The 25,178-nt window shown below is 51.0% G+C and carries 22 protein-coding genes and 1 pseudogene; 14 read left to right on the top strand and 9 right to left on the bottom strand.

The genetic code is table 11. From position 1 onward, the window contains the following. Nucleotides 1-21: 21 nt before the first annotated feature. Nucleotides 22-1,563: a guanosine-5'-triphosphate,3'-diphosphate diphosphatase gene (gene gppA / locus BZG80_RS01955; protein ID WP_077678621.1), complete on the bottom strand. Its 1,542-nt coding sequence runs from the start codon at nucleotides 1,561-1,563 to the stop codon at nucleotides 22-24. A gap of 29 nt (nucleotides 1,564-1,592) precedes the next feature. Beyond that, entirely contained in the window at nucleotides 1,593-2,903 is a 1,311-nt protein-coding gene (gene rhlB, locus BZG80_RS01960) for an ATP-dependent RNA helicase RhlB (RefSeq protein ID WP_077461864.1), read from the bottom strand. Between the two features lie 112 nt (nucleotides 2,904-3,015). Between rhlB and trxA the strand changes: the two genes are divergently transcribed. The 5 genes and pseudogenes from trxA (at nucleotide 3,016) to fre (ending at nucleotide 8,321) form a co-directional block, all read left to right on the top strand. Beyond that, nucleotides 3,016-3,342 (top strand): thioredoxin TrxA, encoded by a 327-nt coding sequence (gene trxA, locus BZG80_RS01965; protein WP_021022211.1) that lies wholly within the window; start codon nucleotides 3,016-3,018, stop codon nucleotides 3,340-3,342. Nucleotides 3,343-3,525: 183 nt separating this feature from the next. Next, nucleotides 3,526-4,791 carry a transcription termination factor Rho gene (rho, locus tag BZG80_RS01970; protein ID WP_021022212.1) on the top strand — a complete coding sequence of 422 codons (1,266 nt, stop codon included), beginning with the start codon at nucleotides 3,526-3,528 and terminating at the stop codon, nucleotides 4,789-4,791. A gap of 136 nt (nucleotides 4,792-4,927) precedes the next feature. Next, nucleotides 4,928-5,947, top strand: a complete 1,020-nt coding sequence (locus tag BZG80_RS01975) for a hypothetical protein (RefSeq protein ID WP_131825132.1) — start codon at nucleotides 4,928-4,930, stop codon at nucleotides 5,945-5,947. A 74-nt stretch (nucleotides 5,948-6,021) separates the two neighbouring features. Beyond that, nucleotides 6,022-7,443, top strand: a pseudogene (gene ubiD / locus BZG80_RS01980) (4-hydroxy-3-polyprenylbenzoate decarboxylase); the annotation flags it as partial. A 161-nt stretch (nucleotides 7,444-7,604) separates the two neighbouring features. Then, nucleotides 7,605-8,321, top strand: a complete 717-nt coding sequence (fre, locus tag BZG80_RS01985; protein ID WP_021022215.1) for an NAD(P)H-flavin reductase — start codon at nucleotides 7,605-7,607, stop codon at nucleotides 8,319-8,321. Nucleotides 8,322-8,382: 61 nt separating this feature from the next. Here fre and BZG80_RS01990 read toward each other — a convergent pair whose 3' ends face one another. Both BZG80_RS01990 and BZG80_RS01995 read right to left on the bottom strand, forming a co-directional pair. Continuing rightward, on the bottom strand, nucleotides 8,383-9,273 hold the full coding sequence (locus tag BZG80_RS01990; RefSeq protein ID WP_077676490.1) for a carboxylate/amino acid/amine transporter: 891 nt from the start codon (nucleotides 9,271-9,273) through the stop codon (nucleotides 8,383-8,385). Nucleotides 9,274-9,416: 143 nt separating this feature from the next. Continuing rightward, nucleotides 9,417-9,842: a universal stress protein gene (locus BZG80_RS01995; protein ID WP_021022217.1), complete on the bottom strand. Its 426-nt coding sequence runs from the start codon at nucleotides 9,840-9,842 to the stop codon at nucleotides 9,417-9,419. Between the two features lie 221 nt (nucleotides 9,843-10,063). Between BZG80_RS01995 and ftnA the strand changes: the two genes are divergently transcribed. The 6 genes from ftnA (at nucleotide 10,064) to BZG80_RS02025 (ending at nucleotide 17,167) form a co-directional block, all read left to right on the top strand. Next, on the top strand, nucleotides 10,064-10,594 hold the full coding sequence (gene ftnA / locus BZG80_RS02000) for a non-heme ferritin (RefSeq protein WP_021022218.1): 531 nt from the start codon (nucleotides 10,064-10,066) through the stop codon (nucleotides 10,592-10,594). A gap of 53 nt (nucleotides 10,595-10,647) precedes the next feature. Next, nucleotides 10,648-10,995, top strand: a complete 348-nt coding sequence (locus BZG80_RS02005) for a universal stress protein UspB (protein ID WP_021022219.1) — start codon at nucleotides 10,648-10,650, stop codon at nucleotides 10,993-10,995. A gap of 100 nt (nucleotides 10,996-11,095) precedes the next feature. Next, entirely contained in the window at nucleotides 11,096-12,217 is a 1,122-nt protein-coding gene (locus BZG80_RS02010; RefSeq protein WP_101494574.1) for a mechanosensitive ion channel family protein, read from the top strand. Between the two features lie 76 nt (nucleotides 12,218-12,293). Continuing rightward, the gene (locus BZG80_RS02015; protein ID WP_077678622.1) at nucleotides 12,294-13,478 is read left to right on the top strand and encodes an NAD(P)/FAD-dependent oxidoreductase; all 1,185 of its coding nucleotides are present in this window, start codon (nucleotides 12,294-12,296) and stop codon (nucleotides 13,476-13,478) included. A 132-nt stretch (nucleotides 13,479-13,610) separates the two neighbouring features. Further along, nucleotides 13,611-14,942 (top strand): ATP-binding protein, encoded by a 1,332-nt coding sequence (locus tag BZG80_RS02020; protein WP_077678623.1) that lies wholly within the window; start codon nucleotides 13,611-13,613, stop codon nucleotides 14,940-14,942. 344 nt (nucleotides 14,943-15,286) lie between these two features. Continuing rightward, nucleotides 15,287-17,167 (top strand): methyl-accepting chemotaxis protein, encoded by a 1,881-nt coding sequence (locus BZG80_RS02025; RefSeq protein WP_077678624.1) that lies wholly within the window; start codon nucleotides 15,287-15,289, stop codon nucleotides 17,165-17,167. Nucleotides 17,168-17,223: 56 nt separating this feature from the next. Here the strand turns inward: BZG80_RS02025 and BZG80_RS02030 are convergent, their stop codons facing one another. Together BZG80_RS02030 and BZG80_RS02035 are read right to left on the bottom strand one after the other, a co-directional pair. Next, nucleotides 17,224-17,934: a tRNA-uridine aminocarboxypropyltransferase gene (locus BZG80_RS02030; RefSeq protein WP_158011517.1), complete on the bottom strand. Its 711-nt coding sequence runs from the start codon at nucleotides 17,932-17,934 to the stop codon at nucleotides 17,224-17,226. Nucleotides 17,935-17,992: 58 nt separating this feature from the next. Then, nucleotides 17,993-19,024 (bottom strand): hypothetical protein, encoded by a 1,032-nt coding sequence (locus BZG80_RS02035; protein ID WP_077678626.1) that lies wholly within the window; start codon nucleotides 19,022-19,024, stop codon nucleotides 17,993-17,995. 93 nt (nucleotides 19,025-19,117) lie between these two features. Between BZG80_RS02035 and BZG80_RS02040 the strand changes: the two genes are divergently transcribed. Next, nucleotides 19,118-19,573: an EVE domain-containing protein gene (locus BZG80_RS02040; RefSeq protein WP_077678627.1), complete on the top strand. Its 456-nt coding sequence runs from the start codon at nucleotides 19,118-19,120 to the stop codon at nucleotides 19,571-19,573. A gap of 41 nt (nucleotides 19,574-19,614) precedes the next feature. Here the strand turns inward: BZG80_RS02040 and BZG80_RS02045 are convergent, their stop codons facing one another. The 3 genes from BZG80_RS02045 to BZG80_RS02055 all read right to left on the bottom strand — a co-directional run bounded on the left by BZG80_RS02045 (nucleotide 19,615) and on the right by BZG80_RS02055 (nucleotide 23,296). Beyond that, nucleotides 19,615-20,418, bottom strand: coding sequence for a Cof-type HAD-IIB family hydrolase (locus tag BZG80_RS02045; RefSeq protein ID WP_077678628.1), 804 nt, complete (start codon nucleotides 20,416-20,418; stop codon nucleotides 19,615-19,617). A 135-nt stretch (nucleotides 20,419-20,553) separates the two neighbouring features. Then, nucleotides 20,554-21,576 carry an alpha/beta fold hydrolase gene (locus BZG80_RS02050; protein ID WP_077678629.1) on the bottom strand — a complete coding sequence of 341 codons (1,023 nt, stop codon included), beginning with the start codon at nucleotides 21,574-21,576 and terminating at the stop codon, nucleotides 20,554-20,556. Between the two features lie 121 nt (nucleotides 21,577-21,697). After that, nucleotides 21,698-23,296: an AbgT family transporter gene (locus BZG80_RS02055; RefSeq protein ID WP_077461874.1), complete on the bottom strand. Its 1,599-nt coding sequence runs from the start codon at nucleotides 23,294-23,296 to the stop codon at nucleotides 21,698-21,700. Between the two features lie 249 nt (nucleotides 23,297-23,545). On the opposite strand from BZG80_RS02055, the gene BZG80_RS02060 reads away from it, so the two are divergent. After that, nucleotides 23,546-24,556 carry an acyltransferase gene (locus BZG80_RS02060; RefSeq protein WP_077660386.1) on the top strand — a complete coding sequence of 337 codons (1,011 nt, stop codon included), beginning with the start codon at nucleotides 23,546-23,548 and terminating at the stop codon, nucleotides 24,554-24,556. 148 nt (nucleotides 24,557-24,704) lie between these two features. Further along, the gene (locus BZG80_RS02065; RefSeq protein ID WP_077461876.1) at nucleotides 24,705-25,064 is read left to right on the top strand and encodes a DUF4145 domain-containing protein; all 360 of its coding nucleotides are present in this window, start codon (nucleotides 24,705-24,707) and stop codon (nucleotides 25,062-25,064) included. Nucleotides 25,065-25,178: the final 114 nt, after the last annotated feature.

The following is a 25,178-nucleotide window of genomic DNA, read 5'->3' on the forward strand; positions in this document are numbered from 1 at the left end:
AGGTGTGGGCCTTTTGTTTTGCTAATGGTGTGTGTGCGATAGAGCGTGAGCGTCTTGAGCGTCTTGAGCGTGCACGACGAGTGGCTGTCCAAGGCTTGATTGACGCAGCGCCTCTTGCTCTAGCTCCGCGCGTAACAGTGGGCTAGCGTCAAGCAGTGTGGTATCTAACGCCAAAGTGAGTGCGTCGCCGTCAGCATTGAGTCCGATCATTGGCCGAACGCGACTGTCGCGACGATGGCATAAAATCACAGCTACGCGTAGTAGTCGGAGGAGACGGTTGGCACTGGTGGTGGACAAGGCATGTTGGCCATCAATGCATACCAGTTGTTCACGGTAATAGCGTAACAAGGTGGCAACCAGTTGTTTTTGTGCACGGGTAAAGCCAGGTAAATCGAGATGAGTAATTAAATATGCGGCATGGTCGCCATCATGTTTAAAGCCAATGCTCAACCCAATTTCGTGCACGCAGGCTGCCGCATGGAGCAGGCTACCGGCTTCCGGCTCTGGAATCCATGACGCGGGACACTGATGAAGTAATTCAAGTGCGGTCGCAGCTACATTGATCCCGTGGTCCTCATCAAGCTGATAACGGGATTGGATGCTAGCTATGGTGCGCGCACGAATATCACTGTGACGCATCGCGGTCATCATTTCGTACACCAAGCCTTCACGTAGCGCCCCGCCGGCGAGGGTCATGCGAGTAACCTCTAAACACTCAAAAATGGCAATCAAGATGGACAGACCACTTGGAAAAACCAAGGCGCGCTCGAGCGTTAACCCCTCAATATCCAGTGTGTCCATTTGCCCGCAGGCAATCGCTTGATCGCGCAGTCGGTGAAGCTTTTCCAAGGTGATCACTTCATCCATCCCTTGGGTCACCATAATTTCTTGCAGCGCTTGTACCGTGCCGCTGGCGCCAACACAACAGTCCCACCCCAGTTCGCGATACTGAGCTACCAACGGGGCCAACTCTGCTTTCGCACCGGCGATCGCATTCTCAAAAGCGGCTTGGTTGAGTATGCGATTAGCAAAGTAGTCTTCTAAAAAAGTCACGCACCCCATATTAAGGCTTTGTAACAAGGTCGGTTCAAACTGCTCACCGATAATCAGCTCGGTGCTGGCCCCGCCAATATCGACGACCAAGCGTTTACCCGGACCACCTGAGGTGTGCGCCACCCCTTGATAGATGGTGCGCGCTTCTTCTTCGCCCGAGATAATCTCGATAGGGTAACCCAGTAAAGTATTTGCCTTGGCTAAAAAGGCATCAGCGTTACTGGCACGGCGCAGCGCAGCGGTCGCGACCACGCGAATATTGTCCGTGTTAAAGTCTTGCAAGCGTTCGGCGAACAGAGCCAAACAATCCCAGCCGCGTTGCATGGCTTCATCGCTGAGCTGTTGTTGGTTATCCATCCCAGCGGCGAGACGTACTTTTCGCTTTATTTTGGCAAGGGTTTGAACACTGCCGGCCACTTGGCGCACCACCAGCATATGAAAGCTGTTGGAGCCTAAATCAATCGCGGCGTACAGCGTCGGTGTTGATGTTGTATTTCCGTGACCACTCATGATGCGCTCTGACCTATGTTTCTTTTCTGTTATGCCGACTTTTGTGGACGGCGGCGCTGCCGGTTGCGGTTATTGCTGCTGCCTTTATTATTGCTACTGCCGCTCTTGTTGTTACTACGACGCTGTGTATTCGGGCGTTTAGCCATTTTCTTTGGCGGCGGCAGATCCTTCAATAGCGCGTTACGATCAAATTCGCTGACCGGAATACTGTGCTCAATGTACTCTTCAATCGCCGGTAAGTTTATCGCGTACTCTTCACAGGCAAAGCTAATTGAGCTGCCACTGGCGCCGGCTCGTCCTGTACGGCCAATGCGATGGACATAGTCTTGCGCATCATCGGGAAGATCATAGTTAAAAACGTGGGTAACCAAAGGAATATGTAATCCACGTGCTGCCACATCGGTGGCAACGAGCAGGTCCAGTTCGCCGTTAGTAAACTGCTCTAAAATTTTAACCCGCTTTTTCTGAGGGACGTCGCCAGTGAGCAGACCTACGCGATGATTATCGGCGGCTAAATGGGCCCAAATGGATTCGCAGCGATGTTTGGTATTGGCAAAGATGATGGCGCGCTCGGGCCACTCTTCTTCAATGAGGGTTTGTAGCAGCGGCATTTTTTCTTTGTTGGATGGCTGGAAAAGCTCTTCCTTAATCCGATGTCCTGTGATTTGCTCAGGCTCCACTACCACGTGTTCAGGGTTAGTCATGTGCTCAAAGGCCAGCTCTTGTACACGATAGGACAAGGTCGCCGAAAACAGCATGTTTAAGCGCTGGTTGGGGGCCGGCATACGGTTAAACAAAAAGCGAATGTCTTTGATAAAGCCCAAATCAAACATACGGTCGGCTTCATCCAGCACCACTGCCTGAATGCTGTGCAAGTCGATAATTTTCTTTTTGTGGAAGTCGATGATACGACCACAGGTGCCGATTAATATATCAACCCCTTGTTCCAACGTTTGTTGCTGTTTATCGTAACCTTCACCACCATACGCGAGACCGGCGGTGATTGAGGTATTCGCCAAAAGCGGTTCAGCATCGTTATAGATCTGAATCGCCAACTCACGCGTAGGAGCTAGTATGATGGCACGCGGTTGATTTTGTTTACGCGATGCGGGGACATCGGTCGTGAGGAGGTGATGAAACGTCGCAGCGAGGAACGCCAGGGTCTTTCCTGTCCCTGTTTGCGCCTGCCCTGCAATGTCTTGGCCGGTGAGCAGGACCGGCAATGCCAATGCCTGGATAGGAGTACATTCAGTAAACCCCTTGGCATCCAAGCCTTTAAGAACATCGGCGTGCAAGCCGAGCTCGGCAAATTTCTGCTCTGTGATATGCGTCATTTTCATCCGGATAGAATATCAGCTTAGGCTTGCAATACGGAAGCGAATCCAGTCAAATAGTCCCATAATTTACTGGTCGCAATTTAGCCAGTAACTAAAACATGTATTGGAGTAAAAGATGAGCGACAAAATTATGCAGCTAACCGACGACAGCTTTGAGGCAGACGTTCTAAAAGCTGCAGGACCTGTTTTGGTTGATTTTTGGGCAGAATGGTGTGGTCCATGTAAAATGATCGCACCGATTTTGGACGAAATCGCCGAGGAGTATGCAGGTAAAGTCACCATCGGAAAACTGAACATTGACCAGAACGCAGGTACTCCGCCTAAGTTCGGCATCCGTGGTATCCCAACACTGCTACTCTTTAAAGATGGCAGTGTGGCAGCAACTAAAGTTGGTGCTGTGTCAAAAACTCAACTGAAAGAGTTTCTTGACGCTAACCTGTAATGTTAAAGTAACCGTCGCTGCCTCACAGCGGCGGTTGTTTTTCTGTCAACTAGACGATACCCCATTTAGGTGCTACCTTATTGCACGGAATTTGTACTTCTGTTCATCTCTCGAACATGCCACTGGTCTCGACACGCTAACTAATTTCAGACCTCAACTTTGACAAACAAGACACTCACCACTATGAATCTTACCGAACTGAAGACTCAACCCGTCTCGACGCTGGTTGCGCTTGGCGAAAGCATGGGACTTGAAAACCTGGCTCGCTTGCGTAAGCAGGACATTATTTTTTCGATCCTCAAACAGCACGCAAAAAGCGGTGAAGATATTTTTGGCAATGGCGCGCTGGAAATTCTTCAAGACGGGTTTGGCTTCTTGCGCAGCGCAGACAGCTCGTATTTGGCCGGCCCTGATGATATTTATGTCTCGCCCAGCCAAATTCGGCGCTTTAACCTGCGCACAGGCGATACCATCGCGGGTAAAATTCGGCCGCCGAAAGACGGCGAGCGCTACTTCGCGCTACTAAAAGTTAACCAAGTTAACAGCGACAAACCCGACAATGCCCGCAGTAAAATCCTTTTCGAAAACTTAACCCCATTACACGCGAGCGAGCGGATGGTGATGGAGCGCGGTAACGGCTCTACCGAAGACATCACCGCCCGTGTCCTCGACTTGGCTTCGCCTATCGGTAAAGGCCAACGTGGTTTGATTGTGGCACCGCCGAAAGCAGGTAAAACCATGTTGCTGCAAAACATTGCTCAGAGCATTGCGTTTAACCACCCTGATTGCGAACTGATGGTGCTTTTGATTGACGAGCGTCCGGAAGAAGTGACCGAGATGCAGCGTCTGGTTAAAGGGGAAGTGGTTGCCTCGACCTTTGATGAGCCAGCTAACCGACACGTGCAAGTTGCCGAAATGGTGATTGAGAAGGCAAAACGTCTGGTTGAACATAAAAAAGACGTGGTGATCTTGTTGGATTCGATCACGCGTTTAGCCCGCGCTTACAACACGGTTGTGCCATCATCGGGCAAAGTATTGACCGGTGGTGTGGATGCCAATGCTCTCCATCGTCCTAAGCGTTTCTTTGGTGCGGCGCGTAATGTGGAAGAAGGCGGGAGCCTGACTATCATTGCTACCGCGCTGGTGGATACGGGATCGAAGATGGATGAAGTGATCTACGAAGAATTTAAAGGGACAGGTAACATGGAACTGCACCTTTCGCGTAAGATTGCGGAAAAACGTGTTTTCCCTGCCATTGACTTCACCCGCTCAGGCACCCGCCGTGAAGAGCTACTTACCAAACCCGATGAACTGCAAAAGATGTGGATTTTAAGAAAGATCATGCATCCAATGGGCGAGTTTGAAGGGATGGAGTTCTTGATTGGTAAATTGGCGATGTCCAAAACCAATAATGAGTTCTTTGATGCCATGCGGCGGCAAAACTCGTAACGGCTAACGCAATAGTGTTAAGCACTGCGCATTCGCAGTGCTTTTTTATTGCTCACCCAAGGCCCAGCTCGCACAATAGACGTGACCAAGGAAAGGTGGCGCCGAACGCGTGACACTGGGCATAGGATTGCAACGGATGGCAAGACGTTACTGTACGACACTGTTGGCTATAGGGCTTGGGATCATGAGCTTGTCGAGCCCGGCGGCCTTGGCGGCTAATGCGCCAGCCGCGGATGGTCAGATCGTCACCCAAACCTTTATTGAACAGGTGCTAGATAACGCGAACACGGCTAAAGCCATGCGTACCATGTCTACTCTGCTCGCGAAAGACGATGTCGCTGCGCTCAAAGCGCATATTCGTCAGCTTCCGCCGCTCACACGTGAAGCGACACTCTACCGTTTACTCTCTTCACCCTTGCCACTGAACAACGATCATTGGCGACGTTATCTGGCTGAATTGAGTCAGCAACAACCCCATTTTTTGTTACGTCATCAGCAAGACGGTTATTGGGTCACGACCCCTGCCTTCCATTACGCGGCAGCAGCACGCCAACAGTTAAACCGTTATCGGGAGCAACAACTGACCCAAGAGTTAGGCATGTTACTCAGTTATCGCCAATTGGTGATTGCTGACTGGATTAAGCCATCTCAGCCGGGTTATCGACAACGCCGTGATGCATTGGTCGCGATGATTGATGAGTATGACAGCGATGGCTTAGCCTATTTGGTCGAACAATACCTCACTGATCCCACCTTAATGTGGCTACCAGATAACGCGATTTTGGCTGCACTTGCACAAGCGACGGACCGGCCGGCACTGTATGATCGTCTTTGGCGGCGCGGTACCGATCAATACAGCCTCAATGCACTGCATGCTTTGCGTCAACGAGCTAATGATGGGTTTGCGTTGCAACAAATGATGGCCGCCGCAGATAACCCATCGCTGCGTGGCCCCGCGATTCGACAACTGGCGAATCTTTCTCCATTACCCGCGCCAGTCGCTGACTTTTTGATGTCTCAGTTATCATTACGCCAAGGGCAGCAGGTGGCACAATTATTGGTCGAAGCTGGAAAAGATGAGTGGTTAAGTGGATTAGGTGACGAGCTTGGCCCCCTTGGCCGCCAGCACATTGCATCTGCGTTGTCGTCGCGCTAATGTCGACCCTTTACCGATCCGGATACCGGTTTACTTGGTATCATAGAGGCGTCCATTAACTCATTGAGCCTGATATGAAACTTTCCGATCTGCGCGATTTTATTGATTACCTTGAGGCCCAAGGTGAGCTTAAACGCATTACGCAGCCAGTGGATCCTGACCAAGAGATCACTGAGATATGCGACCGCACCCTAAGAGCGGGCGGGCCGGCCCTTCTGTTTGAAAATCCCATCGGGTATGACATGCCGGTATTAGCGAATCTGTTTGGCACCCCTAAGCGTGTGGCGCTCGGTATGGGCCGACACGATGTGCTTGAGCTACGTGAAGTCGGCAAACTGCTGGCCTACTTAAAAGAGCCTGAGCCCCCTAAAGGGTTTCGCGATGCGCTCGACAAGCTGCCTGTGTTTCGTCAGGTGTTAAATATGCCCGCCAAGACAGTCCGTCGTCCGCGTTGCCAAGAAGTTGTGCTTAGCGGCGATGACGTTGATTTGGATAAAATCCCAGTGATGCGCTGCTGGCCGGGCGATGTGGCGCCATTGCTGACGTGGGGGCTGACCATTACGCGCGGGCCGAATAAAAAGCGCCAGAATCTTGGTATTTATCGCCAGCAAAAAATCGGCAAAAACAAAGTGATTATGCGTTGGCTCGCACACCGCGGTGGCGCACTTGATTTGCATGACTGGATGCAAACCCATCCGGGTGAACCTTTTCCTATCAGCGTTGCTTATGGCGCGGATCCGGCCACCATTCTCGGCGCCGTCACCCCCGTGCCCGATACCCTGTCTGAATATGCCTTTGCAGGGCTGTTGCGCGGCAGTAAAACCGAGGTGGCAAAGAGCATCAGTAACGATTTGGATGTGCCGGCGAGTGCCGAGATTGTGATGGAAGGGTATATCGATCCGAACGAATATGCTGACGAAGGGCCTTATGGCGATCATACTGGCTATTACAACGAAGTAGAGCGTCACCATGTATTCACTGTGACGCATCTGACCATGCGCAAAAAGCCGATTTATCACAGCACCTACACGGGGCGGCCACCGGATGAGCCTGCCGTACTGGGTGTGGCCCTGAACGAAGTGTTTGTGCCCATTTTGCAAAAGCAGTTCCCGGAAATTGTCGACTTTTATTTGCCTCCGGAGGGTTGCTCGTACCGGATGGCGGTGGTCACCATGAAAAAACAATACCCAGGGCATGCGAAACGCGTGATGATGGGCGTGTGGTCTTTCTTGCGTCAGTTTATGTACACCAAGTTTGTGATAGTGTGTGACGACGATGTGAATGCGCGTGACTGGAATGATGTTATTTGGGCAATCACCACTCGCATGGATCCCGCGCGCGACACCGTGATGGTGGAAAATACACCGATTGATTCGCTCGACTTTGCGTCGCCAGTGGTTGGCGTTGGCTCGAAAATGGGGCTCGATGCCACCAATAAATGGCAAGGAGAAACCGCTCGCGAGTGGGGCACACCGATCGCGAAAGACCCGGATGTGGTCGCACGTGTCGATGCGATATGGGACGAATTAGGGATCTTAGACTAATCCGGTTGGTATGCGCTAGCATTCACCGTTAATGATAAAAACACAGCCTGAGGCGGTAGTGATACCGCCTCTCATAACCTCAACGGCTGTAGCAAAACGAACAGAGGAACAGAATGTCGATACTATGTGAAGTGACCGCCGTTGAGTCGCTGGCGTGTCACACTTACCGCATTGTCCTAAAGCCTCAGCAGGCGGTGAGCTATCACCCTGGGCAATATGTGATGGCGGTAATGGGCGAAAAAGATAAACGCCCGTTTTCACTGGCGAGTAGTCCATGTCGTCAAGACGGCGGTGAGCTCGAGCTCCATGTGGGCGCCGCCGATGAAAATCCGTTCGCGCTGGAAGTGGTTGAAAAAGCCAAAGCCGTGCTAGAAAGCGGTGAAGCGAGCTTTGAAATCACCGAACCGGCCGGCGATGCCTGGTTGCGTGAGAGTGAGCGTCCCTTGCTGTTGATTGCCGGCGGGACCGGTTTTTCGTATGTTCGCAGCATGGTCGATCACTGTATTAATCAAGGAATACAGTCTCCGATCTTTATTTATTGGGGGGCACGCAACCCGTGCCAGCTTTACGCGCATGACGAGCTGCAAGCACTGTCTGAATCGCATCGCAATATTACCTTTATGCCTGTGGTTGAACAGGCGGAAGGCGAATGGCGAGGTAAAGTAGGGAATGTATTAGAAGCGGTGATGGAAGATTTTGTTAGCCTCGGCGCTTACGATATCTATATTGCCGGGCGCTTTGAAATGGCAGGCGTGGCACGTGATATGTTCTGCAAAGAGCGCGGCGTGAGTCGTGATCATCTCTACTCAGACGCGTTTGCCTTTATCTGATCAGGGTTGGCTCTCGGGTAAATAAACAGGCAGGGGTTTCCCTGCCTGTTTTACGTTCGGGTTACTGAGGCTTTGGGTCGGCATTCCGTTGGGCGTCGACGCGGCGCTTGACCCAGGTTTGGTTAAACCACAGCGCGGCTAAAATCAGTACCCCGCCGCTGAGTAACGGCAGAAGATCCGCGTCGCGGTTCCAAATCAGTACGTTCACCACAATGCCGGCTGGGATCAGCGCGTTGTTCATCACTGCGAGCGCCCCAGCATTGACCAGGGTTGCACCCTTATTCCAAAAGAAATAGCCCAGCCCTGACGCGATAGTGCCTAGATAAATCAACACTCCCCACTGGGTTGGCGTAGAAGGCAGATTGTCACTGTTTCCGAGCAAGGCGAAAGCTAGCACGCCCACCACTAAGGCGCCAAGATAAAACCAACCGAATACCGCATGCTGAGGTAGCTGAGTTTGCTCTTTCTCAATCAAGTATTTGTAACCAACCTGGCCAATCGCAAAGCACAAATTTGCACCTTGTACCACTAAAAAACCAACCAGAAAGTCCGGATTGACAGTGGCATAGCGGATCACTACGGCGCCAAGCACCGCGATGGCCGCGGTGAGCAGGTACCAAGCGCTGAACTGCCTTTTCAACGCATCGTAAATTAAGGTGACATAAAGCGGAGTAAAAACGGTAAACAACAGCACTTCTGGTACCGATAAGAATAAGAAGGACTGATAGAAGAAACAGTACATGATGCCAAGCTGAAACGCGCCGACTAACATCAATTTGGCGGCAAACGCGGGGCGCACTTGGCGAGGACGTAAGAAAGGTAAAAACACCAATCCTGCCAGCACGATACGCATCAATACAGAAAAGTAGCTGTCGACTTGGCCGGCTAGATACACGCCAATTAGGCTAAACGAAAAGGCCCACAGCAGTGTCACGCCGCTAAGATACCCCATAACTCGGTTCCTTCGATAAAGAGAGTAAAAGGGCAGTGTACCGTTTCGCTTCTAGGACGCAATCGGTTCCCAGTCAGCGTATGGTTAAAAGCGCAGAAGGCAGAATGACCCGCCTTCTGTCGAGAGTGGTTAGCGAAGAGGGTTTAGTCGCGGATGGGCACCATCAAAAGATCAACGGGCGTTTTATTCAGCAGTTGTTTAGTTGACGACAACAACGAGCTCCAGAAATCTTGATGATGGCCGACGACCACCAAATCAATCCCCATGTTTTGAATCGACTCGGTGATCTCTTCCGCTAAATCACCGCTACTGACCAAGGTGTGTGTGACCGTGCTTTGTGCGTCGCTGGCCAGTTGATTGAGTTTTTGCTGGGCTTCTTCAATCACTCGGTTACGTGATTCGACTAAGTTAATATCAATCAGTCCGGTATAGAGCTCGGCATAATTGACGTCAATATGAACCAACGACAGTTGTGCGCCCAAGGCGAAGGCAAGTGCGTCAGCTTTTTTCAACAGTCTTTCACTGTCATCTGACAAATCAACCGCAACCAAAATATGCTTGTATGACATAGAGTTATCCTTTTTATGCGAGGTTATAAACGCAGTTTAACCAGCTTGAGAGGCAAAATCCGTCACTGTGATCGCATTCCGGTTAAGAATTCGACAATGAGGCGGGTCATAAATTCGATATAAGAATCGGTCACGCTGGACATTACCGGCGTAATCCGCTTGAAAACCGACGTGCTGCTGGTCAGAATGGCAGCTAACCCCCAATAAAGAGGACGTTTTATATGCTAGCACCTGCCATGGTTGACAGGCTCAATGAGCAGATCAATTTGGAGTTTTTCTCATCAAACCTATACTTACAAATGAGCGCTTGGTGTGAGGATCAGGGTTTCGAAGGCGCGGCAAAATTCTTACATAAGCACGCACAGGAAGAAATGCAGCATATGCAGCGCCTGTTTACGTATGTGAGTGAGACAGGGGCCATGCCTATCTTGGGGTCGATTGATGCACCGCGTCACGAATTTTCCTCGTTAGGTGAGGTGTTTCGCGAAACGTATCAGCATGAGCGCTTAATCACGGAAAAAATTAACAGCTTGGCGCATGCCGCGTTTACCACGCAAGACTACTCTACCTTTAACTTCTTGCAGTGGTATGTCGCGGAGCAACACGAAGAAGAGAAGTTGTTTAAAGGCGTACTCGATAAGATCGAGTTAGTCGGCGAAGATGGCAAGGCTCTGTTCTTTATCGACAAAGACTTGGCATCCATGGCAGTTGAAGAATCAACGTCAGTGATGGACAGCTCAGCGGGGCAGTAATTACGTAACCTCTCCCTCTGAAGCGCCATCCAGTGTAGTGAAGGGAGAGGATTATGAACGGTGATATCCTAATTGTGGCTGTGTTCACAGTGACAGTGATAAATATCGCACGCTATGTATCGTCATTGCGGGCATTGGTGGTGATGTTACGTGATGCCAATCCGTTGCTTTACCAGCAAATCTGTCGTCGTGAGAGCAACTTCTTCACTTTATCGCCCCAAGGCGATATCTCGCGACAAAAACGTTTATACCAATATATTCGCAGCCAAGAGTACCTTCATCATCACGATGCGGCATTTGTGGGTAAATGCAATAAGGTACGTCATCTGTTCACGCTTAATGTTGCCCTGTCCGGTGCCTTGCTCGCGACCTTTTTTCTTGTCGCTTTTGCGGGCTGGTAAACGGATAACCATCCTTTAGACAAAATGCTGACCTTGGTCAGCATTTTTTTTGTTAGTCTGACAAGCATAAACGCCTAGACACCGTAATCGTGAGGGAAGCATGCAAAGCCTAATCCAATGGTGGCAGTCACTCTATCAAGCCGCCGCGTGGGACTGGATCTCAGATATTGTCATTTTGATGGGGCTTGGAGCCGTCGTCTGGGCGATATGGCGTGTGTTGATGGGGCGCTTAAAGGCACTGGCAGAGCGCACGCAAACACGTTGGGATGATGTGTTGTGGCCCGCGATTGATACGCCATTTTCCCTCTTAATCTGGGGCTGGCCTGCGTTTCATGCGCTAGAAATTTTTCTTGATAATACCGCAGGTCACTTGAATTTAAGCTGGGTGAGCGTGATCAGAGAGCTGCTGGTCGTGTTCTTATTGATCTGGTTTTTGCTCCGATTGGTCAACAGTGGTGAGCAGCTGTTATTTGACGAAGGGCGCCGTGATCACACCACGATTAACGCCATTGGTAACGTCTTACGCGCACTCGCCGTCTGCATTGGCGTGATTACGCTGCTACAAAGCCTGGGTGTCAGTGTCTCCGGGTTACTCACGGTTGGTGGTGTGGGGGGCTTAATTGTCGGTCTTGCCGCCAAAGATTTGCTCTCCAACTTCTTCGGTGGGGTGATGATCTACTTTGATCGGCCATTTAAAGTAGGCGACTGGGTGCGCTCCCCCGATCGCAACATTGAGGGCACGGTGGAAAAAATTGGTATTCGCATGACGGTAGTGCGCACCTTTGATTTGCGCCCTTTATACGTGCCCAACTCGGTATTCAGTAACGTGGTGGTGGAAAACCCCTCGCGGATGCTGAACCGTCGGATTTACGAAACCATTGGGCTGCGTTATCAAGACGCCGATAAAATCAGTACGGTAATTGATGATGTGTATGCGATGTTGGAAGCGCATGCAGATATTGAAACGCGGCAAACCTTGATTGTGAACTTCAACAGTTTTGGCCCGCATTCACTTGATTTCTTTATTTACACCTTCACCAAAACGGTCAACTGGCAGCGTTACCATCAGGTAAAACAAGACGTGTTATTAAAAGTGATTGAAATTATTCATCAGCATGGTGCGGATATTGCTCTTCCTACCCGCACGCTGCATATGGATCCGAATATGCTAGAGCAAGGTGCTGCTGCTATGAGGCCACCGCCAGATGCACAGGCGCGTTAAATCGCGCTTGCCGCTCACGTGCGGGCTGCTACAATGCCGCTCCCACAGGGTGAGCAGAGAATAAACAGGTAAGCGTGTGACTGAGTATGATGTAATTGTGATTGGTGCCGGTGCCGCCGGATTGATGTGTGTGGCACAAGCCGGCCAACGTGGCCGCCGCGTTTTGGTGGTGGACCATGCCAAAAAGCCGGGCCGCAAGATCCTGATCTCGGGCGGCGGGCGCTGCAATTTCACCAACTATGACGTCACCGCCAATAATTTCCTGTGTGAGAACCCGCACTTCGTCAAATCCGCATTGGCGCAATACAGCCAATGGGACTTTATTGGTCTGGTGGCCACCCATGGCGTGGCTTATCACGAGCGTGACCATGGCCAGCTGTTTTGTGATGACAGCGCCAAAGATATCGTTAACCTACTTTTGGCCGAATGCGACCAAGCCACCATCAGTCAACGCTATCGCTGTGAAGTGCATGATATCGAGCAAGAAGAAGCTGGCTTTCGCCTCAAACTCAATGGTGAGCCGGTACGCTGCCAGTCTTTGGTAGTCGCCACGGGCGGCCTTTCCATGCCCAAGCTTGGTGCCACCCCCTTTGGTTACCAGCTTGCCGAGCAATTTGGTCTAAAAGTGCTGCCCACTCGCGCCGCCTTGGTGCCGTATACCTTGCACCAAGAGGACAAAACGCGCTTTGCCGATATTTCCGGGGTGTCGGTGCCATGTTCGATCACCACCGAGTCTGGCGTTTGCTTTAGCGAGAACCTGCTCTTTACCCACCGCGGCTTATCGGGACCGGCGGTGTTGCAAACTTCCTCGTTTTGGCAACCGGGCGAAGCGGTCACCATCGATTTACTCCCCAGTGAGTCGCTAAAAGACGTGCTGGTGGCGATGCGTGATAAGCACCCCAACCAAACCTTAAAAACCTCACTGTCTCGCCTATTCCCCAAACGCTTGGTCGAGGTCTTGATTGCGCGCGATAGCTTGCCGGATAAACCGCTCAAGCAGCTCGATGACAAGCAGCTCGATCAGCTTCATTACTACTTTCACCAGTGGTCCATTGCCCCAAATGGCACTGAAGGTTACCGCACCGCAGAAGTGACGCTTGGTGGGGTGGATACCCACGCAATTTCCTCGAAAACCCTTGAAGCGCGAGATATTCCCGGCCTGTATTTTATCGGTGAAGTACTTGATGTCACCGGCTGGCTCGGTGGCTATAACTTCCAATGGGCTTGGAGCTCCGGCTGGGTAGCCGGGCAGCATGTATAAAAAAACATGCTTGGATGCACATTATCTTACTGAATTTATTGCTTAATCGCTAATCACGTAGAGAATCTGCTGCGGGGTGGATAAAGGATGAAGACTCCCCGTTTTTCCTTAAGTAGAGCCAAGGAGTGGTGAGTGATTTCTTTTCTAAGCGTGAGAGAGATATGCCGTGGTGTATCGAATAAAAACACGCTCTATACGTTTCTATTTGTGCTGCTTCACCAGTCATCGATTGCTTTTTCTATTTTCGCCTCTGTGATGGTTTCAGGCTATATTCTTGAAATTAATCAACATTATGAAGCATTGAAGCTCTGGGTATTCCTCTACATTGTCGCGATGATTCTTCCCTATATAATCGGCTACTTTTCTGATGTGTATAAAGAAAAGTGGTTGTGTGAATCACTGAGTCGATTTTGGCAATCCGCGACTAAACGCTATCAATCTTGCACTGACAGTCGCACAGTCGACCATACGCTGGGCGTGTACGTTTCTCAGGGAAAGAGTGCGATTTCTGACTTTATTGGCTATGCCTTTTGGGGGATGTCGTCTGGGCTCAACTTCTTCCTGAGTCTGCTAATGATCACCGCTTTTATTGATTGGCGTTTTTTTGTCAGCGTTATGATCAGTGTGCTGCTTATCTTGGGGTTCAATAAACTCATTTCCTCGCATCTGGAAAATAACGCCGTCACCACCCATAAAGCGGGTTCATCACTGACGTCAACGTTATCGACTATCCATGACAATGTACATTTTGGTTCGTCGGTGAATGCATTGGCTTATCAAACGCGGTTCGAGGAAGGGAAAGCGAAATACTTAGGGCTGAGAATCAAAGAGGCTGTGTTTAGGTATAAGGCATTGTTGGTTTCTTCCTTGCTCGCGCTTGCGCCAACTTCCTGTGTATTACTGTTCATTTTTACGTCTAGCAGTGTCCCGATGGAGGTAAAGGTGGCGTCGATTGTTAACCTCACACGCATTTATTATCTTTTAAATTCTGCGTCGGATATTGTTAGCTTGTTAATCTCTTTTCCGTCTATCAAAGGCCAGCTGTCGGTGATGACGTGTTTTTCGAAAAATAAGCCGCTTTACCAGCCACAATGGAATATCGCGATCCTTAAAGATAACGAGAGCGTTGATACCGTGAACCTTGCTCAAGCGCAGGAGGGCCGTTTTCGCGTTGTTGGAGAAAACGGATCTGGAAAAACTTCTTTCTTAAGGCACCTCTGCGCCAAAAATGATTATCTCTACTTCAACCCGTCTAAGCGCTTACTGTGGCCTTGGGATGATTCAGGAATACTGTCTGATGGTATGTACTCCGCCAAGAGTATTCAGTGGTTACTGGAAAATAGCTCGGGTCACTTGATTCTGGATGAATGGGATGCGTTTCTCGACTCAGAGAATACGAAAAAGATAGGTGCGCTGATTGATTCATATGCAGATAGCCGAGTTATTATTGAGGTCCGCCAATAGGCCGCGTTTCTGTCGGTCTTGCGAGGAATCCCCAATCCTCAGATGCTTGCTTTTGTGTTATTTACAACAAACTGCATATCATAAGCGATGATTGGTTTATGTGATCTTTATTCTAAATATTCTCTAGTTGACTGTTTTTTGTCTAAAAAATAGCAATCTTTCTTGCGCGCTGTTACATTAGCGCGCGCTTGCCATGTCGGATAAAAATTATCCGGCGCTGTGAACCCGCGACGCGCTGGATAAGCTCGCGGTACCCTAGGGACGGGGTGACGGCTGTTCACTATTGCTACCTCGGTTATCGGGGAGTTTGGAATTAACCTGTCGTTGCTTTGAGAGCCGTTCCCATGCAGTTATCACTAAAACAAAAATTAATTGGGGCATGCTTATCTGCTGTATTGCTGATGGCCGCCTTTCTCACTTGGCTTGCGGTAAGCCAAATTCAAGCCCAAACCCAGTCGAGTATCTATAGCCGCGTCAGTGGTATTGCCGATGCGGCGACTGAATCGATCAGCGGTTGGGTGCAAATCCGTGCTGATATCACCAGTGCCTTTACCGATTACACCAGCAGTAGCCGTCGTGTGAGTTATTTGCAGCAAGCGCGCGAGGCTGGTGGGTTTGACGATATCTACTTTGGTACCCCAAAAGGTGCCATGTATCGCTCGCGCCCAGAGCGTAACCGCGATGACTATGACCCTCGCGTCCGTCCGTGGTACAAGCAAGCGGTGAGTGCAGGTAGCCCGATGATTACCACCGCTTACAGTGATGCGATTACCGGTGCGATGCTGGTGACCTTGGCCGAGCCGGTGCGTCGTAATGGCGAATTGATCGGTGTAGTGGGCGCAGATGTGTTGATTGACCAGCTGATCCGTGACGTGACTCAATTAAACGTGGGCAAAAATGCGAACGCGATGTTGTTAGGCGCCGATGGCACCTTCCTTGCCCACAAAGACAAAGCGCGCCTGCTAAAACCGTATCGCAGCCTGTCTCCTGAGCTGAATGAAAACCGCGTGCGTCAGGCGTTGGCACAGCAATCGCTGGTGGAACTGCCTGTCGATGGGGTTGATAAACTGTTTTATTTTGCGTCGGTTCCCAACACCGATTGGGTGCTGGCGATTGAACTGGATAAGCGCACCGAATACGCCAGCCAGGGTGATGCCTTGTTCGATCTTATACTGACAGCCCTCGTTATCACCTTGCTGGTGGCCGGTGCTGTGACGTGGTTGATGCATGTGTTGTTCCGTGACTTGCTCAATGTGTCCGCCGCGCTAGAAGAAATTGCCTCCGGTGAAGGGGACTTAACCCAGCGCCTTGAGCCACACAGCAATGATGAAATTGGCAAACTGGCCAATAACTTCAACCGCTTTGTCGGCAACATGCACGCCATGGTGTCGCATTTGCGCCAGCTGTCTGGCTCGCTCAAGCAACAAGCCGAGCTGACCGCGGCGCAAGCGGAAGAGCGTTCCACCCGTATTGGTCATCAGCAAGATGAAATCAATATGGTGGCGACCGCTATCCATGAAATGGCCTCGGCGACCCAAGATATTGCCGGCAATGCCGATAACACCGCACGCACTGCCCAAGAGACCGAAAGCGTCGCCAACGATGGTGGCCAGCAGGTAGAGAAAAGCAAACACGCTATCACCGAGTTGGCCCATGACGTCGAGGCGGCCACCGGTGTGATTGGTGAGTTGGATCAACACGCGCACAGCATCACGAGTATCTTATCGACCATTCAGAGTGTGGCCGAACAAACGAACTTGTTGGCGTTGAATGCCGCGATCGAAGCGGCGCGTGCGGGCGAGCAAGGCCGAGGCTTTGCGGTGGTGGCGGATGAAGTCCGTATCTTGAGTCAACGCACCCATGCCTCGACTACCGAAATCCAGCAAATGATTGATACCTTGCAGCAGGCGACCGGTAAAGCGGTGACTATGATGCAAAATAGCCAAAAGCGGGCACATGCCAGTGTCGATGAGGCGAGCGTTGCGCATGAAAGCCTGAGCCAAATTGTTGCGGCGGTGAGCCAAATTAGCGATATGGCCACCCAAATTGCCTCGGCGGCGGAAGAGCAGTCGAGCGTGACGTCGGAGATCACCCGCAACTCAGAGGGCATTCGCGATGTGTCTAATGAGTTATCGACTGAAGCGGATGAAGCCGCGCGTCAAGCTGCGACGTTATCCGAGCTTTCTCATAGCCTCGAGCAAGAGATCAGCCGCTTTAAGCTGTAACCTATAAACCGCTTAAACGCCGAGCATGGCAGCGCGCTGTGCTCGGCGTTCTTTTTTCATTCTTTTGGCGTCAGCACCTTGGCGGCGGGGAGAGGCTCGGTTTGATGATGGCGGTCGGCCTCGTAGCTCTCGATAAAGTGGGCAAGAAAATAGTCCAGCTGCGTGGCGGCATCCACGTCGCCTCGGCTTCGTAGTAATGCACTCACCGCTTCACTGGTACACAGGTGTCCAGGTGGCTGGTTGCGCCTGAGCGTATATTGCGAGGCGGCTGTCGACGGCAAACTGACCCGCGGCAGACGATTGAGCCATGGGCTTTTATTGAGTATTTTTCGCGCCTGCTGCCAAGTCGCATCCAGCACCACAAACTGTAACGGCGCGCGAGGCGCATTCGTGGCGGCTAACGTCTCCGCGCAAGAGACTGACCTCTCCGCGCAAGAGACTAACCTATTCTCGCAAGAGACAGACCGAGCCGGGTCAGCGAAGAGTCTATCTGCGGGGACGGCATCATCACTGGGAAACAACAACCAAGGTGACACATCACCGCGTGCCCAGCTGTCGAGCAAGGCTTGCGGTGGTTGTTTGCGTTGCCAAATCTCTATCTGAGTGTGGGGCAGCGCTGCTTTAACCAGTTTGCCGGTGTTGGATTGGCGCGCCGCTTCGTTTTCGTGCATCACCAGCACGCATTGCAATTGGCTTTCAAGCGGCCAATAGCAGTGACAGATACAGTGATAGGTAAAACCGCATTGGCGGCAGGGCGAACGGGCCATGATTGTCTCCTTGGTTAATAGCGCGCTATTGTGCGCAAGCCCAGCCACGAATACCAGGTCATTGTTGTCTGCTGTCCGCGCCATCGACCTGACGCTTAAGTGTTAACCCTTCAGGGCCCAAAGGATACGTATTGCCATTAAATGTTTCTTCGGTTGCGGTCAAGGACAAGCCGTTGCGTTGATAAATACGCTCAGACACCACCATTTGTTCGCCGCTACGAGTGGTCAGTACTTGTACCTTATTGTTAGCGACCGGCTGCCAAACCCCGGTTTCTTTAGTCACGGCTTCCCCTTGCGGGTGATAGGTAGTGATGGCGCTGTGGTCAGGCAGTAACGTCAGTTGGGTGGTCAGTGTTGGTTGGCCCGAGTGTTGGCTAATCCCTTGATACTGGCCCGTCCAATGCTGGCTGGTATCGGCTGAAGGCAGAACCGCGCAGCCTTGGAAGGTATTTTGGGCTGTTTTTAAACGAGCCTGCCAGCCATAAAGGGTGTGTTCGCTTTGTTGGCAGCCGTTGAGGGTGAGAGTGAGAACGGCCTCTTTACTGCTAAACTGTGCCTGTTCATCGTCCAACTGATAGTCGGATAGGGGAACCTCTTGGGTATCATTGTCACTTTCCCACGCTACATGTCCTTTTCCTACCGCGGCGGACCAAAATTGGGGATCACTGCCTTCGGCCAGCACAGTATTACGCGGTTGAGCACAACCTTTTAGTTCACTTGTCAGCATGTTTAAGCGCGAAACGGTGACGGCGGCGGGGTAATCGGCACTAAAACCTCGGCGAGAGACAGGGGTGAAAAAGCCTTCAAATTCGGCATAAACCGACGCCTCATGCTGGTCAAGTGCCGCGCGCTGTTCGCTGGTTAAATCGAGCCAGTACTGTTGTTGGCTGCCGCAGGGGATAAAACTGGCTGTTTCGGGACTCACAGCGATACGACCGCTTTGCATAAAAGGAATTGGCGACTGACTGAGTCCCGAGGCAACGACATCGCTACGGTGCCCAAGCTCTATAGGGCCAGAAGATTGGCTGCATCCCACCAAACTGAGCACACTCACAGCGGTAATCACGAACAGATGACGAGTGGATGGCACGATAAACTCCTTGTGATAAGCGATAGACAGACTTGCGCCGATTCAAGCTGGCGGGCAAGATTGCCGTTAGGGTTGGATGAAGAGCAAGCTAGCATGCGTTATTGGTTATTTAAAACCGAGCCAGATACGTTTTCCATAGACACCTTAAAGCAGCAAAAGGTTTCATGCTGGGAAGGGGTGCGCAATTATCAAGCACGAAATATGCTGCGTGATGAGGTGACGGTCGGTGATCAGGTGTTGATTTATCACTCATCCTGCAAGCACGTTGGGGTAGCCGGCGTGGCGACCGTGGTGCGTGCGTGTTATCCCGATCATACCCAGTTTGAGCCAGAAAGCGGCTATTTTGATCCGAAATCGACGCCACAGATACCGAGGTGGTTTATGGTGGATGTGGCCTATCAGCGTCATTTACCGTTAATTACCTTGGCTGAGATAAAAGGTAATCCGGCCCTGGCTGAGATGCCCTTGGTGAAAAAAGGCAACCGTCTAAGTGTGATGCCGGTGACGGATACGCAATGGCTGGCCATCCTCGCCATGGTGGGGGAGTAACCACAGCGAGGCTGGCGCCAAAAGTAAGCCCAATGAAGCTGTCACTGATCCAATAAATGGGCTTTTAAATAGCGAGCGACGGCTTCGTCGGCATGGCTGCCAATGATTGCCTTGTCTGAAAGAGTCGCTTTTACCCGTGCTTGTGCCGTTGCCATCACCAGCCCTTGGCCGGCGGCATTCAGCATTTCGACATCATTCATGCCATCGCCAAACGCAATACAGTCACTGAGATTGAGCTGGTGGCGGCGGGCGACGGCCTCTAAGGCTGCGCCTTTTGACACCCCACTCCCCATGACTTCGAGACAGAAAGGGGTAGAGAAGGCAATGCTGACTTGATCCCCATACTGCTCAATAAATTGATGCTCATACTGCAGTAGGTAGTCATGATCATGGCGGATAAAGAAAATCTTGGCCACGTTATCAACCGGGGGATTATCGACGTCAAATTCACGGGCCTGGAACCCTGAGTCTTGATGGTAACGGGCGAGTTCTTCGTCCATTTTACTCAGTAGCCATTCATCATCACGGTATAAGTGAATGGTGACAGTTGCATCATCTTTGACGTCTTGAATCAGACTCGCGACGATAGCAGGGTCAACATTATGCTGGTAAACCAACTGGTTATCATTGTCGTGCACACGGGCGCCGTTTGAGGTGATCATGTAAGCTGGAATACCAACCGTTTCACGAATGCTAGCAACGTCGACATGATGGCGACCTGTCGCAAACACAAAGTGAATACCTTGCTGATGAAGGTGCTCCAGCACTTGCTTGGTATAGGGGGCGATACGATGCTCAGGCGTCAGCAAGGTACCGTCTAGATCAGAAGCGACAAGTTTGTACATCATGTCCTCATTAGTTTGGCGATCACAATCACAGTATCCTTTGAGTCTACTGCAACTCGTAGCGGTTAAAAAGGGAACACTATCACTGTTTGATTTCCGCTTTTAGTGAGCACATGGATGAGCCGACAGCTTGCATTAGCGATCCTCGCATTGGCGATCAAAAAAGTCGCATATCGCGGATAAAGCGGCAATACGATGGGTGTCGGTTTCAAACAGGATCTCATGCCGTGCCCCTGCAAAAAACTGCCATTGGCTGGGTTGATTGGCCTGTTGGCGTAAAAAATGAAATTGCGACATGGCCGGATTAGAGACGATTTGCTCGCCACCAGCTTGGCAGATAAATGTTGGCGTCGTTAATTGTGATGCGACCGCTAAGCATTGTTCGCCTGCGGCCATGCCTTCGGCAATCCAGCGCGCGCTCGGTCCACCGATTTGTAACTGGGGTTGGTTGATATATAGCTGGCGAAACCAGGCATAGCGTGCTCGCGAGTGAGTCAGGCGGTTTTGCTCAAACGGCACATGACGATAGCCCACTTGCCCCGGCCCAAAACGCGGTGGGTGTTGGTAGCGTGCCATCGAGCGACAAAGCCAAGGCGCGATACGGCCGAGCCAGGGACTCACTTGCACGCCAAACATGGGCGCGGTCATGGCTAATCCTGCGATCGCGTTCGGATACTGATGCGTATAGAGTGTGGCAACGGCGCCCCCCATCGAGTGACCTAGCATGAAGGTCTGATCATAATGACGATGGGCCCGAATGGTTTGCATGAAGGTCGCGAGATCGGTGACATAATCGTCAAAATGTTCAACATGTCCTAAATCGCGCGGTTTAATGACTAAACGCTCTGATAAACCTTGGCCGCGATGATCAAAGCTGTAAACGTCATAGCCCATTTGAAAGAGGTCATAAAAGATCTCTTGGTACTTCATTACGCTTTCAATACGGCCATTTACCACCACGACTGCACGCGTGTGTTGTGGGTGCGTAAAGCTACACCAATGCAGACGCAAGCCACTTTCTCCATGGAAAAATCCATGCTCACGTTGCTGCCAAAAGGGCGTAATATTGTGTTTAAACGTCTCACTCAGTTGTGCCTCGCGGGCAAGAGAGTGAGCGTCGCAAGCCGGTTGGTCCTGACTGTCGGCAAGAGTTGTCATTTGTTGGCTACCATCATTGAGATAGTGTTACTATAACCGTCTTCGAGGAAGGATGAAAATCCCACTTAAGAGGGAAAAAAGGCAAGCGTGATCGGCTTGCCTGGTAAAGAATCAAAGACGATTATTGGTTAAAGTTGTAATACGTCTCTGCGCCCGGGCCGACCGGCAAACCGAGAACAAAAACCCACACATAGAACAAGATGCTCCACCCGACCATAAAGATCATCGAGTAAGGCAGCATGGTGGCTATTAAGGTACCAATCCCCAGGTTTTTCACATAGCGGCAAGCTACCGCCAAAATCAGCCCAAAGTAACTCATCATCGGGGTAATGATATTGGTGACCGAGTCACCGATACGATAAGCGGACTGGATGGTCTCTGGTGCATACCCCACCAACATTAACATCGGCACAAAAATCGGTGCGGTAATCGCCCATTGTGCCGATGCAGATCCCACCGATAGGTTGATTAGACCGCACATTAAAATAAAGGCAAAGAATAACGCAGGGCCGGTTAAGCCAATGGTTTGCAGAAAATCTGCGCCGCCGACGGCAATCACTTGGCCGAAGTTGGTCCACTTAAAGAAGGCGACAAACTGAGCGGCGAAGAACACCAGTACGATGTACATCCCCATCGCACTCATCGATTTCGACATCGAGTCAATCACATCACGATCGTTGTTGATGGTACCAACCGTACGACCAAACACGATACCCGGTACCGCGAAGAACACCATGATAAAGGCGACAATCCCTTTCAAGAACGGAGATCCCGCCACGTCACCGGTCTCGGGATGACGCAGTGCTCCCCACTCTGGGACAATGGTGAGCGCTAAAATACCACTGACAATCAGCACCGCAATCCCCGCATTACGCAGGCCGCGTTTTTCGTCATCATTAAGCTTACTGGCCGAGGCCGCAGAAATGTCTTCAGACGCTTGGCTTTGGTCATAAGGTCCAAGCTTAGGCTCAACAATCTTATCGGTTATCCAAGCGCCGACAAAGGCAATAAAGAAGGTGGAGACAAACATAAAGTACCAGTTCATCTCTGGGCCCACGGTGTACTCGGGATCAATCATTTGTGCAGCAGATTCGGTGATCCCGGAGAGCAATGGGTCGACGGTACCCAGCAATAAGTTAGCTGAATAGCCGCCCGACACCCCGGCAAATGCTGCTGCCAAGCCGGCAAGTGGGTGGCGGCCTAACGAGTGAAAGATCATCGCCGCGAGCGGAATTAAGACCACATAACCGAGCTCTGAGGCGGTGTTAGAGATAATACCTGCAAAGACAATGGTAAAGGTGACGGTACGGCGAGAGGCGCCCATCACTAAACCACGCATTGATGCTGAGAGTAAGCCAGAATGCTCGGCTACTGCGACACCCAACATAGCAACCAATACGGTGCCTAATGGCGCAAAGCCAGTAAAGTTTTTCACCAAATTGGTGACGATCATTTGCAAACCTTCGGCATTAAGCAGGCTTTGCACGTAGATCATGCCATCGGCGGCACGCCCGCTTGCGCCTTCTGGACGCGGATCCGCCACTGAAACATCAAAGTAACCGGCGACACCCGATGCCAGCAGAATAGCGACGCAGAAAATTGCGAATAAGGTCACAGGATGGGGTAATAAGTTGCCGAGCCACTCGACGGTATCGAGAAAACGCGTAAACAGCGTGCGTTTATGTGGTCCGCCCCGTTGCTCGGAGGTGTTTGAGTGCATGTCATTCGTCTCCATGTTAGTACTGCACTTCCCGTCAATGGGAAAGAAGGCCGGATGTTAATTGTTTTTTAAACTAAATATCAACATTAAATACTAACTCTTAACGTAATAAGCCGATCTGTGTGCTAGTTTTCGGCATAAAAATTGACATACTTGACTGTAAGTTGTCGTGAATGAGCGTCTTTTGACGGCAATTTGGCGTATTATGAAGTTCGTCTTGTTCACTCAGATGGTTAAAGGTGTTAACAAATGCAACCAGCGCAACATCAAGGGCATATTGCGTATCTCGATGTACTTCGCGTGTTGGCCGCATTATTTGTGGTCGCGATTCATGTCTTGGGGCCGTATCGCACTGAAATTGGGCAGATCGCTTTATCAGATTGGAGCGTGGCGGTTGGACTCAATAGCGCCAGCCGCTGGGTGGTCCCTATATTTATTATGATTTCAGGGGTGTTGCTGTTGTCGTCCTCGCACCGGTTCACGCTTAGACACTTTATTCAGCGTCGGGTGATGAAAGTGGTGGTGCCTTTTGTGCTTTGGTCGCTATTGTTCGCGGGCTTATCTGGACTCACTGCTGAAGGCTTTTCTTGGCAGACGGTAGCGCAAACATTACACGCTGCGCCCGACCATGAGACCTATTATCACCTAGGTTTTTTTTACTATTACATCCCGCTGTTACTTTGGATTCCGATACTGCGTCCCATTGTCGCGCATTTATCGGCACCGGGCGTGGCGGCGGTGGGGCTTGCGTGGATGGGCGTCACCGCCTGGTATTTATCGGGCGCGCAGGGGTGGTGGCGGAATGACTTTATTCTTTATGGCGGTTATTTGTGGCTGGGATTTTGGCTTCATTATTACCCACGCGCGCGGCCTCTTTGGTGGGTTTTAGGGTTACTCGCCGTGGGAATGACCGGATACCATGTGCTTGGTACCAGTATCCAATACCAGCGTTATATCACCGAAGGCTGGTTATCTTACACGACGATCAACACGGTACTGATTAGCGCCGCGGTCTTTTTGGCGGTTCGGCAGTGGCGGCAGGGACGAACCACACCATCATGGGTGGCCACGCTAAGTCGTTATAGCCTCGGCATTTATTTGATTCATCCGATTTTCCTTTGGCCGGTGCGCGCATACTGGCCCACTTTATCGCCATCGTGGCTATGGATCCCGGCTCTGACGATTTATGCGTTTGCAGGCGCGGCGTTGATAACGGCATTATTACAGCGTCAGCGCATCACCGCGTGGCTGGTTCCCTAGTGGATGACACTTTTTGCGATAAAAGCAGTCATAAGTAATTGAAAGCATGTATACGGAGTCAGATCCCAATCATGAAATCGCGAATCCCTAAAGGGCGTAAAAACCGTCATACTAGAAAGATGGCAGTGAGCCAGCAAGGAGAGAGATCATGGATGATGTAGCAGTGGTTATTAAGCACAGTAAGCGCCTAGAAAGCTTACTGCGCCAGCACTACCACGCGGAAGGGAAAGGGCTCCACCAGCTTATCGACAGCAGTCAAAAACGGCTTCCCCATGATGTGGTCAAAAAGCTGCGCTTCGTGGCGACCATTAGGAATAAAGTGGTGCATGAAGACGGTTACCAAGTCGATGATATGCGTAAATTTATATCGGTAAGCAAGTATTGTGAGTCGGAACTGGTACCGCGAAGCAACCGCTTAATATGGCGCCTTGCTGCTGCCCTTATTCTGCTGTTTACCGCGGGAGCGATAGGTTTTTACGCGCAAGTTTGGCCGCAATGGAGCGGCTAACGAACGACTCGCCGCGACTGTCACCGCCTCGTTAACATTACGATTTTTTTAAACTGGATCTTGTTCTTATCAAGGTACACTGGACATCTTCGCTAGCCTGCCTAGACTTGGCGT

This window comes from Salinivibrio sp. MA440 (assembly GCF_001996265.1).
Lineage (GTDB): Bacteria > Pseudomonadota > Gammaproteobacteria > Enterobacterales > Vibrionaceae > Salinivibrio > Salinivibrio costicola.

Bases quoted from the DNA above. Each gene is read 5' to 3' on its own strand.
- BZG80_RS02045 (WP_077678628.1), bottom strand. From the start codon at position 20,418: ATGTACAAACTTGTCGCTTCTGATCTAGACGGTACCTTGCTGACGCCT.
- trxA (WP_021022211.1), top strand. From the start codon at position 3,016: ATGAGCGACAAAATTATGCAGCTAACCGACGACAGCTTTGAGGCAGAC.
- BZG80_RS02030 (WP_158011517.1), bottom strand. From the start codon at position 17,934: ATGGCCCGTTCGCCCTGCCGCCAATGCGGTTTTACCTATCACTGTATC.
- fre (WP_021022215.1), top strand. From the start codon at position 7,605: ATGTCGATACTATGTGAAGTGACCGCCGTTGAGTCGCTGGCGTGTCAC.
- BZG80_RS02055 (WP_077461874.1), bottom strand. From the start codon at position 23,296: ATGCACTCAAACACCTCCGAGCAACGGGGCGGACCACATAAACGCACG.
- BZG80_RS02050 (WP_077678629.1), bottom strand. From the start codon at position 21,576: ATGACAACTCTTGCCGACAGTCAGGACCAACCGGCTTGCGACGCTCAC.
- rhlB (WP_077461864.1), bottom strand. From the start codon at position 2,903: ATGAAAATGACGCATATCACAGAGCAGAAATTTGCCGAGCTCGGCTTG.
- BZG80_RS02005 (WP_021022219.1), top strand. From the start codon at position 10,648: ATGAACGGTGATATCCTAATTGTGGCTGTGTTCACAGTGACAGTGATA.
- BZG80_RS01975 (WP_131825132.1), top strand. From the start codon at position 4,928: ATGGCAAGACGTTACTGTACGACACTGTTGGCTATAGGGCTTGGGATC.
- BZG80_RS02060 (WP_077660386.1), top strand. From the start codon at position 23,546: ATGCAACCAGCGCAACATCAAGGGCATATTGCGTATCTCGATGTACTT.
- BZG80_RS01990 (WP_077676490.1), bottom strand. From the start codon at position 9,273: ATGGGGTATCTTAGCGGCGTGACACTGCTGTGGGCCTTTTCGTTTAGC.
- BZG80_RS01995 (WP_021022217.1), bottom strand. From the start codon at position 9,842: ATGTCATACAAGCATATTTTGGTTGCGGTTGATTTGTCAGATGACAGT.
- BZG80_RS02025 (WP_077678624.1), top strand. From the start codon at position 15,287: ATGCAGTTATCACTAAAACAAAAATTAATTGGGGCATGCTTATCTGCT.
- rho (WP_021022212.1), top strand. From the start codon at position 3,526: ATGAATCTTACCGAACTGAAGACTCAACCCGTCTCGACGCTGGTTGCG.
- BZG80_RS02010 (WP_101494574.1), top strand. From the start codon at position 11,096: ATGCAAAGCCTAATCCAATGGTGGCAGTCACTCTATCAAGCCGCCGCG.
- BZG80_RS02065 (WP_077461876.1), top strand. From the start codon at position 24,705: ATGGATGATGTAGCAGTGGTTATTAAGCACAGTAAGCGCCTAGAAAGC.
- gppA (WP_077678621.1), bottom strand. From the start codon at position 1,563: ATGAGTGGTCACGGAAATACAACATCAACACCGACGCTGTACGCCGCG.
- BZG80_RS02040 (WP_077678627.1), top strand. From the start codon at position 19,118: ATGCGTTATTGGTTATTTAAAACCGAGCCAGATACGTTTTCCATAGAC.
- ftnA (WP_021022218.1), top strand. From the start codon at position 10,064: ATGCTAGCACCTGCCATGGTTGACAGGCTCAATGAGCAGATCAATTTG.